We start from the raw sequence: 15329 nt of genomic DNA on the forward strand, positions 1-15329 counted from the left end.
CGCCTCGTCCCGGTGACACAGTCGAGCTTTTAACCACAAATTTTATCGTCCTTTAAGATCGCTGGTGTTCCCTTTTCAGACTATCTTGGAGCGGGACCATGCGTAAATTTTCTTTAAAAATCAGGTCTGCGCTCGGACTTCTATTTTGTTCGATGTTGCTTGTATCGATTTTACAGGGCGCCATCGCCTACTGGAAAATCGGCAATATCTCCCAGGCTACTGATCATCTTCTCGATAATACGATCCCCTCCATTTCGGAGGCCCACGGAATCAATGCCTTGATCTTGCGGACGCGCCTTTGGCAATTCCGCTACATGACCGCCGAGAATGAGGCGGGCAAAAAGCAGAGCGGGGACAAGGTCACGGAGTTTTCGGCCGAGCGCGACAAGAAGGTGAATGCCTATGCTCCGCTCGTCGCCTCGCCGGAGGAGCAGAAGGCTTACGACGCGTTAAAGGCGAAGCTTGATGTGCTGCGCGCGGATGGTGAACGGCTGCGCTCTTTCCCGCCTGAGAAATACGAGGAGGCGATGGCGTTCTTTCGGGGGCCGATGAACGCCAATTACCTCGCCGTTTCTGCTGCAGCGAATGCGATCGTCGATATCAATCTTGCGGCCGGCAAACAGGCGGACGCCGCGACCCGGTCCGAGCAGGCCTCGGCCCAGCGCAGCATCCTGATCATGCTGGGCTTGGCTATCTGCATCGCTGCCGGGGCGATGGCGTTCAGCTTCCTCGGCGTGTCCCGTCCGATCGAGCGCATGACGGCGTCGATGCGCAAGCTCGCTGGCGGAGATACCAACTCTGAAATTCCGTATGGCGGCCGCGGCGACGAGATTGGCGCCATGTCCGAGACCGTTCAGGTGTTCCGCCAGAATCTCATCCACACGCGTCAACTCGAGGAGGAGACGGCGCTGGCCCGCGCAAGCGCCGAGGAGCAGCGCAAGCGCGCCATGCGCGAGATGGCCGATGGGTTCGAGGCGGCGGTGGGCGGCGTCATCGGCATGGTGTCGTCCTCGGCCACAGAACTTCAGGCGACCGCCGGGTCGATGAGCAGCACTGCGGCGGAAACCGCCGCTCAATCCTCCACCGTGGCGGCAGCCGCCGAGGAAGCCGCCTCCACCGTCAACACGATCGCGGCGGCGGCCGAGGAGCTGGGCTCATCAGTGCTGGAAATCGGCCGACAGGTCGACGGCTCAGCCGACCTCGCCCGGCAGGCTGTAATCGAAGCCGATCAGGCGGGCGCCCTGGTCAACGAACTCAGCGCTGCTGTCGCCCGCATCGGTGACGTCGTCGGCCTGATCTCCACCATCGCCGGGCAAACGAACCTTCTCGCGCTCAACGCGACGATCGAGGCGGCTCGGGCCGGCGCGGCGGGTAAGGGCTTCGCGGTCGTCGCGACCGAGGTGAAGGCCCTGGCCGAACAGACCGCCAAGGCGACGAACGAAATCTCCGGGCAGATCCTGCAGATCCAGGCCTCGACCGGACAGGCCGTTGCCTCGATCGGTGGGATCACGGGACGCATCCGCGAGATCAATACGGTGGCCATCTCGATCGCCGCGTCGGTCGAGCAACAAGGCGCGGCCACGCAGGAGATCGTCCGGAACATCGCCCAAGCCGCGGCAGGGACGGGCGAGGTCACCGGCAATATCGCCGGTGTCGCCGGGGCGGCGGAGGAAACTGGAGCCGCCGCGAGCCAAGTGCTGGGGGCCGCATCCGAACTCTCGCGTCAGTCTGAACACCTCACGTCGGAAGTCGCGCGCTTCCTTTCTACGGTGCGGGCGGCCTGACGCATCTTTCACCCAAGCCGATGCCGGTTCGGTGAAGGATCGTGCTCGTCGATGATAGGCTAGCGCGAGTTCTGTAATCCCAGCCTTACAGAACTCGCGCTAGAGATGCGGATCGTCCGCGGCGTCGAGCCTGCCTGATGCGATCGCCGCCCGGAAGGTCTCGAAGTCTTCCGAGTTCTTGTCGCCGTAAGCAGCGGCCCAATCGGCGAGAGCCATGCGGAGATCGGCGCGGCCTTCGTGGCCGCAATAGCCTGCGATCGCTGCGGCATCGCCGGTCCGGGCATGGGCCTTGGCCAGAAGTGCCCCATAGGCATGCGAAAAATAGAGCAGGGATTGGCCGGTCATGCGGGAGATCGGGATCTCTCCCTTCATGTTCTTCATTTGCCGCACGTAGAACGGCCTTCCGTCGATCTTGGTCCAACCGAGGAGCGGGTCTCCCACCGCCTGGAGGAGACGCTGCCCGTAGATGACCCGCTCTCCCTCGTGGCTGGCATAGGGCTCGGGCATGCCGTGCAGGTAGGGAGCATGGGCCGGGCGGACCGCTTCCTTGACCTGCAGGAAGAGCGCATCCTGATCCGAGTTGCCGCACAGCAGCGCGACATAGGCTCGTGTACCGACACTGCCGACGCCGACGACGCGGTGAGCGACATCGACCACTTGATAGCGGCTGAGCATGAAACGCCGTTCGCGCGGCAGGGTCTCGGCATAGCGCTCCAGGCCGGTCGTGACCGCCTCGCGTGTGTCTGCATCGACGCGGACGAGAATCGGCGGCTCCTCCCTGAAACGCCAACCGCCGTCGATCCGGCGCTCGCCGACCCGATCGAGCAAACTCCGGTTGTTCTTCCGCCGCGCTTTCTCGACGGCCTTCGCGACGACCGCCTGTGAGCGCGCATCGATCTCAACCCCGGCGAAGTCGAGGTCGTCAGCCCGCGATGCGCGCTGCCAGACATCGAGTGATCCGCGAGGCGCGAGATCGTCCATCGTGAGTTGATAGCCGGCCGCCGCGCTCAAAACCGCCTCCCGGCGTTCGGCGGTGGGCACGTCGGCGTCCCGCGCGGCGACCTCGATGCTGGCACAGAGGCGCTTGAGGTCCCACTCCCACGGCCCTACCGTGACCTCATCGAAGTCGTTGAGGTCCAGCACCACGTCACCCTGCGGTGAGCCGAACAGGCCGAAGTTCGAGATATGCGCGTCCCCGTTCATCACCACGTCGATGGCGGTTCGGGGGCCCTGGGCGAGGTCCCAGGCCATGACCTGTGCGGCCCCGCGCAAGAAGGCGAAGGGCGACGAGGCCATGCGGGCCACACGCAACGGAATGAGGTGAGGCTGCCGTCCCTCGTGGGTCGCCTCGATGAGCGCCACCGGGTCCGGCCGGTCGCGGCCGACAGCCAGCGGGGCGTGGGCCGCGTGCGGAATTTCCGTTCGCAGGATTTTCCCGGCCGTGCGACGCTTGTCCCACGGCTCCACGCCTGAGCGGAGGTCGATGCGCGGAAAGTCGGCCAAGGGTGTGAGGACCGCCTCTTCCGCAGCCCGGATCACCCCCTCATGCCGCTCGTCCATTGATGTCTTGGTATCCGTCGTGAGGAGTGATCGTTCCACTGACCGTGTCCGCTTGCCTCCGGACAAGCTAGCGCCCTCACTTCGGATTAAAAGCATCGGTCCGACGTTAGTGCCCGCTCATACGGCTGCCGCCCCTACACGGTTTTCAGCAGCCACCGCAGCGGCAGGGCGATGGCCGTGAGGCTCGCCACGCTCATGGCCCAGAGCAGAACGAACCAGCCGAGCTTGCGCATCAGTGGTACCCCGCTTCCGCCGTAACCTTGCCGCGGAACAGCCAATACACGTAGGTCGTGTAGGCCAGAATGAGCGGCACCAGCACCGCGGCACCGTAGAGCAGGAAGGCCTGTGATTTCGGATGCGTCGCCGCCTGCCAGATCGTGACGCCCGGCGGCACGATGTAGGGCCACATGCTGATGCCGAGCCCGATATAGGACAGGAGGAAGAAGCCCAGCGCGCAGAGGAAGGGCGTGACCTCCTCTCGCCGTTGCAGGGCATGGGCGAAGCGCCATCCTAGCATTCCGACCAGGATCGGCACCGGTGCGCCGATGAACAGCCCGGGCAGGCCGAGCCAGCGGGCGCGGAAGGGGGGCTGATCGCCAGCATCGTCGCCGAGACCACGGCGATGAGAACAAGCGTCGCCACCGCCAGCGGCTTTGCGAGGTTGTATGCGCGAATCTGCAATTCGCCGTTGGTCTTCCAGATCAGCCAGCAGGCCCCGAGCAGGCCGTAACCCGCGACGAGCGCGAGACCGGTCAGCACCGAGAACGGGGTCAGCCAGTCCCACCAGCCGCCGGCATAGGTACGGCCGGCGATCTTGATGCCCTGGACGAAGGCGCCGAGCGCGATGCCCTGGCAAAAGGCGGCGACGTAGCTGCCCCAGGAAAAGGCTCGGTCCCACCAGAGTTGCCCGCGCGGCGTGCTCATGCGGAAGCGCATCTCGAAGGCCACCCCCGGAACACCAGGGCGAGCAGCATCAGGATCAGCGGCATGTACAGGGCGGGCAGGATCGTGGCGTAGGCCAGCGGAAACACCGCGAACAGCCCGCCACCGCCGAGGACGAGCCAGGTCTCGTTGCCGTCCCAGACGGGGGCGACCGAGTTCACCATCACGTCTCGGCCGGTTTTGCTGCGCACCGCCGGGAACAGGATGCCGATGCCGAGATCGAACCCGTCCATCGCCACATAGAGGAACACGGCGGTGGCGATGAGGATCGCCCAGATGAGGGTGAGGTCGAGTTCCATCGTGGGCTCTCCTCACTCGGCCGGGTAGAGGCGCGGCTCGCCGGACAGGGCGGGCGCCGGGGTGATGCCCGCCGTGCGGACCGGCTGGCCGACGGGTGGGCCGGATTCATGCGGGCGCGGAATCTGATTGAACAGGTGGAACAGGTACCAGATGCCCGCCCCGAACACGGCGAAGTAGACGAGCGCGAAGGCCACCAGCGAAGCCGCCACGGCGGGCGCGGCAATGGGCGAGACGCTGTCCGCCGTGCGGAGCAGGCCGTAGACCGTAAAGGGCTGGCGGCCGGCCTCCGTCACCACCCAGCCCGCCGTCACCGCGATCAGCCCCGAGGGGCCCATCGCCACGGCGAAACGGTGCAGCCAGGGTGTCTCGAATAGATGGCCCTTGTAGCGGAGAACGAGTGACCACAGCCCGAGGCCGATCATCAGCATTCCGAGCCCGACCATCACCCGGAAGGCCCAGAACACCAGCGGTAGATTGGTTGGCCACGTGTCGCGCGGCAGGTCCTTCAGGCCCGTGACCTTCGCGTCGAGATCATGCGCGAGATAGAGGCTCGCTAGGCCGGGAATGCCGATCTCGTACTTGGTCTTGCCCGCCTGCGCATCCGGCCAGCCGAACAGGATCGAGGGCGCGCGGGTTACGCTGTCGAAATGGCCTTCCATCGCCGCCACCTTGGCCGGTTGATGGTGGTAGCTGTTCCCGCCGTGGAGGTCGCCAAGCACCATTTGCACCGGGGCGACGATGGCCGCCATCCACATGGCCATGGAGAACATCAGCCGGGCGCGGGGATTCGTGCGGTCGCGCAGCAGGTGCCACGCGCCGACCGCGCCCACGATCATCGCCGTCGTCAGGTAGGCGGCCGTTACGGTGTGGGCGAAACGGTAGGGGAAGGACGGGTTGAAGACTAATGCCCACCAATCCTCGGGCACGAACCGGCCGTCGGCATCGAGCGAATAGCCCGCGGGCGTCTGCATCCAGGAATTGGCGGACAGGATCCAGAAGGCCGAGATCAGCGTCCCGAAGGCCACGAGGCCCGTCGCGAGGAAGTGCAAGCGCGGGCCGACTCGCTCCATGCCGAACAGCATCACCCCGAGGAAGCCCGCCTCCAGGAAGAACGCGGTAAGTACCTCGTAGCCAAGCAGAGGCCCGAGCACCGGGCCGGTCTTGTCTGAAAAGACCGACCAGTTGGTGCCGAATTGGTAGCTCATCACCAGTCCCGACACGACGCCCATGGCGAAGGCCACGGCGAACACTTTCAGCCAGTAGCGGTAGGTGTCGAGATAGACCGGCTCGTCGGTGGCGAGCCAGAACGCCTCCAGCACGGCCAGATAGCTCGCCAGCCCGATGGTGAAGGCGGGAAACAGGAAGTGCCAGACGACTGTGAAGGCGAACTGGCTGCGAGCGAGATCGAGCGCGCTCGGGAGATGGTCGACCAACATCGGATCAGTCCCTCACAGGGATGGCTCGCACGACGGCTCTGGCGGCCGAGTCGCGAAGCGTGAGCTTACCTCGCGCCGATGCCGAACCGTGTCAATCCATGTTTTTGTTGGACAAGACGTATGTCATATGAAAAAGTAAATCAACGTGCAGTGGTTGGCACCTTCACCGGCGCCACTTCTTGGAACATCGTTTTATGAAATTTGAAAGTAACCAGACAGACATTGCCCTGTCACCACCGGGGTGCCCACCGATCATTGGCGAAGGCGCGCCGAACTTCCGCGCGCGGACCACGATGGGCGGGCGCACGCTATCGGCCTATCGGGGCCGGTGGCTCGTCTTCTTCTCGCATCCCGCTGACTTCACACCGGTCTGCACCAGCGAGTTCGTTGCCTTCGCTCGGGCTTTCGATGCCTTCCAGGCACAGGATTGCGACTTGCTCGCCCTCTCCGTCGACAGCCTGTCCTCGCACCTCGCTTGGCAACAGAGCATCGAGCAGCGCTTCGGCGTCCGGGTGCCGTTCCCGATCGTCGAGGATCCGGCCATGGGCATTGCCCGCGCCTATGGCATGCTGCCGGCGGGGGCCACTTCCACCGCGACGGTGCGCACCACTTTCGTCATCGATCCGGAGGGCATCGTCCGTGCCTCGATCGCCTACCCGCTCACGGTGGGGCGGAGTGTCGATGAGATCCTGCGCTTGGTGCAGGCCCTGCAGGCCAGCGACGCGAACGATGTCTCGACGCCGGAGGGCTGGCGGCCGGGCGAGCCGGCGCTGATGAACCCGCCCATGACAAGTGATGAGATCGGCGCTTGCGGCACCGACTGGTACTACCGCTTGGGTGAAGCGTGATGGCCTCCGGGACCGACGAGGCGCTGGCCATCGCCGCCGCCGATCTGCTCAAGCTGATTGCCAACCCCAACCGGTTGCGCATCCTCTACTTGCTGGCCAAGGAGGAGTGCTCAGTCTCGGAGATCGAGCAGCGCCTCGGCATCCGCCAGCCGACGCTCTCCCAACAGCTCGGTGAGCTGCGCAACGCCGAGGTCGTCGCAACGCGACGGGAGCACAAGGTGGTGTTCTATAGCTTGAACGATTCGCGCCTGAATGCACTCCTGGGCGCAATCGAGGACATCCTGATCCTCGATCGCCCGCAGCGAAGGGCCTTCGTGCGGACGGGTAATGTCCGCGCCCGCGCCTTGGGGCAGGCGGCCCAATTCGGATCGGTCGGAGACGAGCCATGAACGCGTTCCTCCCCCCGCTGGTGGGCGGCGCGCTGATCGGCGCTTCGGCCGCCTTGCTGCTCCTGGCCAACGGGCGCATCGCCGGGATCAGCGGCATTCTGGGCGGCCTGCTCGGTCCCTCAGTCCGGGATTGGGCGTGGCGGGCCGCCTTCCTCGCGGGGCTCCTCGCAGGCCCGGCCCTGTTCCGCCTCGGAGCGGGCCACTGGCCTCAGGTTCGGATCGGCGTGTCCTGGCCGATGCTCGTCGCGGCGGGGCTTCTCGTCGGCTTCGGGACACGCCTCGGTTCGGGCTGCACCAGCGGTCACGGCGTCTGCGGCCTCGCGCGGCTCTCGCCCCGCTCTTTCGCGGCGGTCGCAACCTTCATGGCCGCGGCAATCGTGACCGTCTTCCTTGTCCGTCATGGAGTGGCCCGATGAACGCGCGCCGTCTCCTCGTGGCCCTCGCCAGCGGCCTGCTGTTCGGCCTCGGCCTCGCCCTGTCGGGCATGATGGACCCGGAGAAAGTGCTGGGCTTCCTTGACGTTGCGGGCACCTGGGACCCGAGCCTCGCCTTCGTGCTCGGCGGCGCGGTCAGTGTCTCGGCGCTGGGCTATGCACTGAGGGCGCGGATGGAGCGCCCTGCCCTCGCCGACCGCTTCGACGTGCCGACGAACCAGAGCCTGGATCCCCGCCTGCTTGGCGGTGCGGCCTTGTTCGGCATCGGCTGGGGTCTCGCCGGGTTCTGCCCCGGTCCCGCCGTGGCGGGCCTGACCCTCGGCCTGCCGCAGATCGCCCTGTTCGTTGCCGCGATGCTGGGCGGGATGCTTTTGTACCGGCTCGTCATGGAGCGGTCCTCAAGCCGCTGAGTGAGGCGCTGCAACCTTACGAGAGGAGACACTCCATGGCCGAGCCCGTCATTCGCGCGTTCTTCGATGAGCCCACCAACACGGTCAGCTACATCGTGGCCGATCCCGAGACGAAGAGGGCGGCATTCATCGATCCGGTGCTCGACTACGACCACAACAGCGGCAGCGTCGACACCCGCTCCGTCGAAGCGATGCTGAAAGCCGCCGATGAGGCGGACTTATCGATCATCTGGACGCTGGAGACCCACGCCCACGCCGACCACCTGTCTGGCTCGCCCTACGTCAAAGCCAAGACCGGCGCGAGGATTGGAATCGGCGAGCACATCAAGGAAGTTCAAAAGCTTTTCCGCCCGGTCTTCAACGCCACCGACCTGAAGACCGACGGCAGTGACTTCGACCACCTCTTCGTGGATGGCGAGACGTTCCTTGTTGGCAACCTCTCCGTCGAGGTCATGTACACGCCCGGTCATACGCCCGCCGACATCTGCTACCGCATCGGTGGCCACGTCTTCGTCGGCGATACACTGTTTATGCCCGATTTCGGCACCGCGCGGGCGGACTTCCCCGGCGGCGACGTGCGCACGCTCTACCGCTCGATCCGCACGCTGTTGGCCCTGCCGCCGGAGACGGTGCTGCACATGTGCCACGACTACAAGGCGCCGGGCCGCGACGCGTATGCCTGGGAGACGACGGTCGGCGAGCAGCGTGACCGCAACGTTCACGTGAAGGAGGGCGTCACCGAGGATGAGTTCACCGCCCTGCGCACCGCCCGGGACGCAACCCTGGCCGCCCCGCGCCTGCTGCTGCCGTCGATCCAGGTAAACATGCGTGCCGGCAAATTTCCACCGGCCGAAGCGAATGGCGTCCGCTACCTGACCATTCCAGTCAAACTCAAGGGCGGGGCCGAACTAGGCGTTTGACGGAGAACAATTTGGCTTCGGCATCGGATACCGGCCCCCTAACCGAAGAGATCGATAGCCTCGTGCGGCCGGTAATCTGTAAACGGATAGGACGAAAACTAATCTGGATCAGTTGACCCTCGCTTTTCCACGCTCTTCGTGGACACATGGCGCATCTCGACAATCCATGGCCCCGCGACGAGGGCGAAATGGCCGGACGCATCCGGGACTTCGATTGGGCTTCGACCCCACTCGGACCTATTCAAGATTGGTCTGAGCGCCTGAAGTCGATCGTCGATCTGATGCTGGGCTCACCCAGTATGATGAGCCTCGTCTGGGGGCCGGAAGCCATTCTCCTCTACAACGACCCCTTCACCGAACTGCTTAGGGAACATGGTACGCTGGCGCTTGGGCGCTCCGCCTACGAAACCTTCGCACGCTCACGCGAAGTGTTCGAAGCTGATGTGGCAGTCGGCATGGCCGGGAAGTCGTCGCGCCTGCTCGGCCAACGCTATCCAGTGCTTCGGAACGGTCGCCTGGAAGAGGCATGGTTCGACGTGGACTATGCGCCTGTCCGCGAGGAAAGCGGCTCTGTCGCAGCCGTCCTCTGGACCCTCAAGGAGACGACAGCGCAGCGCATGGCGGAGCAAGCCCTACGCGAAAGCGAGGCGCGACACCGCCTTCTGATCGAAAGCTGGGCTCAGGCGGTGTGGGAAACAGACGCTTCCGGCGTCGTCGTTGCCGACAGTCCGAGCTGGCGAGCCTACACCGGCCAGACACAGGAGGAGTGGTTCGGCTTCGGCTGGCTGGACGCCATTCATCCCGACGACCGCGCTTACGCCGAAAGGCAATGGCGAGAGGCCATCGCTGTTCGAGGGCGCGTCAATGCCGAGTTCCGCCTTCGTGCACCCGGCGGTGGGTGGCGTTGGACGAATGTCCTCGCCGCTCCCATCCTTGATGCAGAAGGGGGCATCCGGAAGTGGGCCGGAATCAACATCGACATCGGCGCCCGCAAAGGAACAGAGGCTGCACTTCGGAAGAGCGAGGAGCTTCGCCGCATCGCGATCGCAGGCGGGCGCATGGGAACCTGGCGCTGGGATCTGCGCGAGAAACTCATCTGGGGCGACGCTGCGTTCCTCGACCTCTGGGGATTTCCTCCTTCGGACGAGCCGCGCAGCCTTGCTGACTTCACGGACCGCATGACCCCACAGGGCCAGGCCGAGATGAGCGAGATGATCACGCGCGCCATGGAGGCAAGCGAGGCATTCGACGGACAACTCGCAATCATCGGCGGCCCGAGCAACGGATGTTGGGTGCGCTGGCGCGGGCGAGTTGAGGCGGAGCGACCGTGGATCGTCAACGGCGTGAGCTTCGATGTCACCGACCAACGGCAAGCGGAAGAGCGGCTGCGCGAAAGCGAGAGATTACTGGCTGCCGATCTCGTCGACGCACAACGGTTGCGTAGCCTTGCCGAGCGTTTGGTTTCGGAAGAAAGCTTCGAGGCGATCTACGATGAAGTCCTATCCACTACCGTCGCGATTACACACGCAGATGCCGGAACCATCCAGATCTACGATCCAGCCACGAAGGCACTCAAGCTGATTGCAAGCCTGAACTTCTCCCGTACGGTGAACGACCATTTCCACCTCGTCGACACAGGCAGCCGGACCGCTTGCGGCCTCGCTTTAAGGACCGGCGAGCGAGCTTTCGTCGATTTTCCCGACGAGGTCGCGGATTTAGGCTGCCAGTTGCTCGTCGATGAGGGCATCCAGTCGGCAGTAGCGCAGCCGCTCGTGTCGCGCTCGGGCACTCCGCTCGGCATGTTGAACGCACATTGGCGTACTCCGCGACATCGCCCAAGCGACAGAGAAACGCGCTTCCTCGACCTGCTCGCTCGCCAAGCCGCGGACCTGATCGAGCAACGGCGCGCTCACAATGCCCTGCGCGAGAGTGAGGCACGCCAGCGTGCGCTCGTCGAGGGCGTGCCGCAGCTCGTTTGGCGTGCGGTCGACGGTGGTCACTGGACCTGGGCCAGCCCACAATGGACGACGTATACCGGTCAATCGGAGGTCGACAGCCATGGGCACGGTTGGCTGGATGCCTACCACCCTGACGACCGCGCCGCCGCACTCAAGACGTGGCATGCCGCCGAAGACATTGGTCGCCTGGAGATCGATGCTCGAATCTACCACGCCTCGGACGGACGCTACCGCTGGTTCCAGTCCCGGGCTACCGCTGTCCGCGATGAGTTCGGCCGCATCGTGGAATGGCTGGGCACCTCAACCGACGTCGACGATCTGCGTGCCTATCAGGAGCGTCAGGGCGTGATGGTCGCTGAACTTCAGCACCGCACCCGCAATCTCCTCGGGGTCGTGCGCTCGATCAGCGCCCAGACTCTTCGTAACAGCAAGACCCTGCAGGAGTTTGATGTCGCTTTCAGCCAACGCCTGGGAGCGCTTTCCCGCGTACAGGGGCTGCTCTCTCGCTCGGACGATGAGCCGATCACGCTCGCTACGTTACTGCACTCGGAACTTGCTGCACTCGGAGCTGGCGAGGTGTCGGAGCGCATCCGAACGCACGGGCCCGAAGTAAGGCTTCGGAAAGGGACGGTGCAGACCTTCGCATTGGCGCTCCATGAGCTGGCGACCAACGCGTGCAAGTACGGAGCTCTCGCCAACGGCAAGGGGCGCCTGAAAGTCACTTGGCGGACTTATAGCGACGAGAGCGGTCGGCGGCTTGGCTTGGAGTGGCGGGAGATCGATCTGGATCGCTCGCGGGAGGAGCAGAGCCCGACGACCCAGGCGGGCGGATATGGGCGCGAGCTGATCGAGCGTGCGCTGCCCTACGCGCTGCAAGCGCGTACGACCTACCAACTCGGCGCGACGGAGCTGGTCTGCACGATCGATCTACCGCTAGTAGAGAGCGTCAATCGAAAGGGCACTGGCGATGGCGATGACACTGGTAGGGCGCCGCGTGCTGATCGTTGAGGACGACTACTTCCTTGCGGACATAATGCGCCGTACCTTCGCGGACGACGGCGCCGAAGTGTTGGGGCCGGCCGGGCAAGTCGAGAATGCGCTGGCGCTGATCCACGGCGCCGAGCACATTGATGCTGCGGTGCTCGATGTGAACCTGCACGACGTCATGGTCTTCTCCGTGGCGGACGCTTTGCGCGAACGCGGCATCCCGTTTCTGTTCACGACGGGGTACGATCAGGAGACGTTACCGAGCCAGTATTCCGGAGCGCGTCGCTTGGAAAAGCCAGTTGAGGCTGCCATAGTCCTGTCGGAGGTTCGACGGCTCATCAATATTGATTCGGTGTCGGAGTAGTCGCAAGCGGACTGACCGCTCCGAAGATGAGCGTGTGAGAGACGGACCGTCTTCCACAAGTTGAATCGATATGGCGGTTTGTGCCTATCGGCAGCGCCGCTACTTCAGGTCCCGAATTTGCTAGGGCGATTGCAGTTCAAAATATGTGCGCCCAAAGTCGCTTCCATGGGTGCAGGGTGAAGCGCGCTAGGCAAGCGCAGCGTGTGTGACCACTGGTGATTCGACCGCGCAAAAATCGAGACGAATAAGAACGAGGCCCGTTTGATCGGTGACTTCTATCCGCCAATCGGGGCACGCTAATATCCGGTATGGATCTTCCCTAAGGATTTCGCCGGCCAACTTGATCGCTGCCAGCCGTGCCGACGACCAATCGGGGAACTCGCAGCCCTCCTCATCAGAGCCGCTATAGCCGTCAAAGACGTTGAAGTGATACCGTGGCACGGCCTTCTCCAGATCAAAGCAAAGGCTTTAAGCGCATATTGCCGAAGCCCCCTGTGTGGATGCGAATTCCATGCGCTACATGCCACACGACAACTTGTCGTGCACTTCAATGGATTAGCTTATGATATGCGCGACGCCCTGACGCAGCCTTTTTGAATCAGGCGCACCGACTTGCCGCGTGACTGGTTGTTGAGGGGCATCTCGTCTGTATCTACTGTACTTGACGTAACTTGGATTAAATTGTCTGGGATTGCGCCAAATAGTATTGCGCAAAATACTTATTTATGCTGTACCTTCCGAGAAGACATTGCTATTTATTTCTGGCGGGGGCGAATCGGGAAGCATCAGCCATGTGCTATAAGGTCCGTGCTGAGCGAGATGCTGAACCTTGCTTTGCAACTCGTGTACAACCATCGAGTGCGATAGTCCTGGCCCTACGCTGGGCCGAGGAGGGCTACAAAGGCATCAGGATCGAGACCGCGACCGGCCGAACCTTCGATATAAAGGCGGCGCAGGAGCGGCTTGCGCGCGGACTTCGCCTCTGAGGCGATGTCGTGAATGGCGCACCGGTCGTCCACCCGCTCCTAGCCCCGCGAATGTTTCGGCAGAACCGGTGCGATAGTCTCGCTTTGCTCATCCATCAGCCAGAAGTGGACGATTGGCCCCTGCCGCAGGAGCCCTGCGTTGATCGTGGTGCGTCCCGCCAGTCAGCTGCTGGCGCGCCGGACCGGGGAGCGCCCCCAACTGACGGAAGGCTTTTCCAGCAAACGGCAGAGTCCCTCTGACGCCGCCGCTACTGCAGCTCCGTAGACGAGATGGGCCGCAAAGCCTCGCAGGCGGGTGAAGATTGGGTAGTGATGATTGGGGGCGCTGAGGCCGAGAGCCGGCACCAGGGATTCGTCCAGGATCAACGACATCGCCGTTCCGGAAGCCAGGGCGGCAGGGATCGGCCGTAATCCGGCGTACCGTCGCAACAGGCCGTAGACCGGTCCCCAGCCCATACCGGTGGCGAGGTGGATCGCCTTGCCCGACATCTCATGGCGGCTCGGTGAGGGGTCGATGTCCATCGCGTTGCAGAGCTTCTGTCCCGCGACCAAAGACGAGGATTCGCCAGGGCGTACTCGCTTCTCATGGCGATGAACGCGTTCCGGGGTAATCCGCTTCAACGGGTGTTGGGCGAGATTCGTGACCAGCGTCGCGATCAGACCGGCCGACAGGCCGATGGTGATATCGACCCATATCCGGTGGCTGGGATCTGACTTCATCAGACGAGCCATAGCGACAATCCCAGAACGACCCCGACGCCGCCAATCACGGCACAGTAGCTGGGCACGACCCACGCGTTCGGCCCGTGCGGCCGTGACGCCCTCCGCACCCGGGCAGGCGCCGACTCAGTCTTGCGCGCCAAAGCGATGCGCTCGTGGGACGGGGACTGCCCGGCGGCCTCATCGTCGGTCCCAAGCTGGGAAAGCCCCGGATCGTAAGCCTTCACTTTGTCGCCTGTCGCACCGCTGTCGATGTCCGCTTTCAGCATCGCCGTGGTCGGCCGATCGGAGGCAGGTGGTGCCTCTACGGGCATGCTGCCGGGGGGCGGCGGGGTTTCGGATCGAAGATTCATGGTAGCGCCTCTCGGCAACGCTCAGCCGCGCAGCGTCTGCTTTGGTGAAGTGGAGTACGATTCAAGCTCTCGGAGAGATTGGGAACTCGCATCACGCCGTCATCGCGAAGGGGGTGGCCTTCTCGGCTTTGGTCCGATCAAGCGACGTCCGCGTGCGGCTCTAGGCCGTGGTCGATCTGCAGGTAGGCCGGGTCGAATTCGGACACGCGGATGAGTTCGTCCCACGCCGCGATCACCAAGGTGCTGCTTCTGAGGGTGATGAGAGCCCTGCCGCGCATGGTCTGCAAGACGCGGTTGACGTGCACCGAGGTCAATCCCAGCGCGTCCGCGAGATCCGCCTGAGTGACAGGCATCGGGCAACGATGATCCCCCGCGAGCCCCACCATCTGCAACTTCAGGTACATTTCGCAGAACAAATGTGCGATGCGCTCGAAGGCCGAACGGCGGCCCATGCCGACGATCCAGGCCCGGAAGACGCCGGCATCGATCAGCGTCGCGCGCCAGAAGAGGGCGCCGATGCGCGGGAAGGCTTCGGTCAGCGCGCGCAGGTTCTCATGCGGAATGAAGCCGACCGTCGCCTTCGTCACGGAAGCGAGGCCATGATCCATGGTCGGGATGTGCAGGGTCCCAAGATCCGGGATGTCGCCAGCGATATGGAACGACAGGATCTGCCGCTTACCCTCGTGGAGCAACTTGTAGCGGCAGGCCCAGCCGGACAAGATGAGGCAGCAGTGCTGGGGCTGGTCGCCATCGCGCACGATGTCCTGGCGGGCATTGACGGCGTGCATCCGAACCGGGAGGTCCTTAATCGCCTGCCGCTCTTGTGGGGAGAGGGGCGCCATGCTCTCGAGTTTCCGGATGAGCATCGTCCTGGGGTGGATATCGGAGATCGACGCCATGTCATTCCACCGTATCTTGCAGGTGGAAGCACATCGCTC

15 protein-coding genes and 1 pseudogene are annotated in these 15329 nt (G+C 64.0%); 8 read left to right on the forward strand and 8 right to left on the reverse strand.

The window, feature by feature from the left end:
- Window positions 1–98: 98 nt before the first annotated feature.
- Window positions 99–1784, forward strand: coding sequence for a methyl-accepting chemotaxis protein (locus ACFQE0_RS25895; RefSeq protein WP_378974823.1), 1686 nt, complete (start codon window positions 99–101; stop codon window positions 1782–1784).
- A 99-nt stretch (window positions 1785–1883) separates the two neighbouring features.
- On the opposite strand, the gene ACFQE0_RS25900 is transcribed toward ACFQE0_RS25895, so the two are convergent.
- The 4 genes and pseudogenes from ACFQE0_RS25900 to ACFQE0_RS25915 all read right to left on the reverse strand — a co-directional run bounded on the left by ACFQE0_RS25900 (window position 1884) and on the right by ACFQE0_RS25915 (window position 6022).
- A complete protein-coding gene (locus ACFQE0_RS25900) occupies window positions 1884–3344 on the reverse strand; it encodes a DUF2252 domain-containing protein (RefSeq protein WP_378974825.1) in 1461 nt (486 codons plus the stop codon).
- 134 nt (window positions 3345–3478) lie between these two features.
- Entirely contained in the window at window positions 3479–3577 is a 99-nt protein-coding gene (locus ACFQE0_RS25905) for a DUF2474 family protein (protein WP_378974827.1), read from the reverse strand.
- Window positions 3577–4585 (reverse strand): annotated as a pseudogene (cydB, locus tag ACFQE0_RS25910) (cytochrome d ubiquinol oxidase subunit II). The gene ACFQE0_RS25905 and the pseudogene cydB overlap by 1 nt, the downstream one beginning before the upstream one ends.
- A gap of 12 nt (window positions 4586–4597) precedes the next feature.
- Window positions 4598–6022, reverse strand: a complete 1425-nt coding sequence (locus tag ACFQE0_RS25915) for a cytochrome ubiquinol oxidase subunit I (protein WP_378974829.1) — start codon at window positions 6020–6022, stop codon at window positions 4598–4600.
- A gap of 194 nt (window positions 6023–6216) precedes the next feature.
- Between ACFQE0_RS25915 and ACFQE0_RS25920 the strand changes: the two genes are divergently transcribed.
- From ACFQE0_RS25920 to ACFQE0_RS25950, 7 genes are all read left to right on the forward strand, one after another.
- The gene (locus ACFQE0_RS25920; RefSeq protein ID WP_378974831.1) at window positions 6217–6870 is read left to right on the forward strand and encodes a peroxiredoxin; all 654 of its coding nucleotides are present in this window, start codon (window positions 6217–6219) and stop codon (window positions 6868–6870) included.
- Window positions 6870–7259 (forward strand): ArsR/SmtB family transcription factor, encoded by a 390-nt coding sequence (locus ACFQE0_RS25925; protein ID WP_378974833.1) that lies wholly within the window; start codon window positions 6870–6872, stop codon window positions 7257–7259. Before ACFQE0_RS25920 ends, ACFQE0_RS25925 begins: the two co-directional genes overlap by 1 nt.
- On the forward strand, window positions 7256–7675 hold the full coding sequence (locus ACFQE0_RS25930) for a YeeE/YedE family protein (RefSeq protein WP_378974835.1): 420 nt from the start codon (window positions 7256–7258) through the stop codon (window positions 7673–7675). Before ACFQE0_RS25925 ends, ACFQE0_RS25930 begins: the two co-directional genes overlap by 4 nt.
- Entirely contained in the window at window positions 7672–8103 is a 432-nt protein-coding gene (locus tag ACFQE0_RS25935) for a DUF6691 family protein (protein WP_378974837.1), read from the forward strand. The genes ACFQE0_RS25930 and ACFQE0_RS25935 overlap by 4 nt, the downstream gene beginning before the upstream one ends.
- A gap of 35 nt (window positions 8104–8138) precedes the next feature.
- Window positions 8139–9023 carry an MBL fold metallo-hydrolase gene (locus tag ACFQE0_RS25940; protein WP_378974839.1) on the forward strand — a complete coding sequence of 295 codons (885 nt, stop codon included), beginning with the start codon at window positions 8139–8141 and terminating at the stop codon, window positions 9021–9023.
- A 146-nt stretch (window positions 9024–9169) separates the two neighbouring features.
- Window positions 9170–11989: a PAS domain-containing sensor histidine kinase gene (locus ACFQE0_RS25945; protein WP_378974841.1), complete on the forward strand. Its 2820-nt coding sequence runs from the start codon at window positions 9170–9172 to the stop codon at window positions 11987–11989.
- Window positions 11976–12332, forward strand: coding sequence for a response regulator (locus ACFQE0_RS25950; protein WP_378974843.1), 357 nt, complete (start codon window positions 11976–11978; stop codon window positions 12330–12332). Before ACFQE0_RS25945 ends, ACFQE0_RS25950 begins: the two co-directional genes overlap by 14 nt.
- Before the next feature lie 186 nt (window positions 12333–12518).
- Here the strand turns inward: ACFQE0_RS25950 and ACFQE0_RS25955 are convergent, their stop codons facing one another.
- The 4 genes from ACFQE0_RS25955 to ACFQE0_RS25970 form a co-directional block, all read right to left on the reverse strand.
- Window positions 12519–12773, reverse strand: a complete 255-nt coding sequence (locus tag ACFQE0_RS25955) for a DUF6894 family protein (RefSeq protein ID WP_378974845.1) — start codon at window positions 12771–12773, stop codon at window positions 12519–12521.
- Between the two features lie 707 nt (window positions 12774–13480).
- Window positions 13481–14038: a hypothetical protein gene (locus ACFQE0_RS25960; protein WP_378974847.1), complete on the reverse strand. Its 558-nt coding sequence runs from the start codon at window positions 14036–14038 to the stop codon at window positions 13481–13483.
- Window positions 14038–14307, reverse strand: coding sequence for a hypothetical protein (locus ACFQE0_RS25965; RefSeq protein ID WP_378974849.1), 270 nt, complete (start codon window positions 14305–14307; stop codon window positions 14038–14040). The genes ACFQE0_RS25960 and ACFQE0_RS25965 overlap by 1 nt, the downstream gene beginning before the upstream one ends.
- 221 nt (window positions 14308–14528) lie before the next feature.
- Window positions 14529–15290 (reverse strand): Crp/Fnr family transcriptional regulator, encoded by a 762-nt coding sequence (locus tag ACFQE0_RS25970; RefSeq protein ID WP_378974851.1) that lies wholly within the window; start codon window positions 15288–15290, stop codon window positions 14529–14531.
- Window positions 15291–15329: the final 39 nt, after the last annotated feature.

This window comes from Methylobacterium komagatae (assembly GCF_042661665.1).
Lineage (GTDB): Bacteria > Pseudomonadota > Alphaproteobacteria > Rhizobiales > Beijerinckiaceae > Methylobacterium > Methylobacterium komagatae.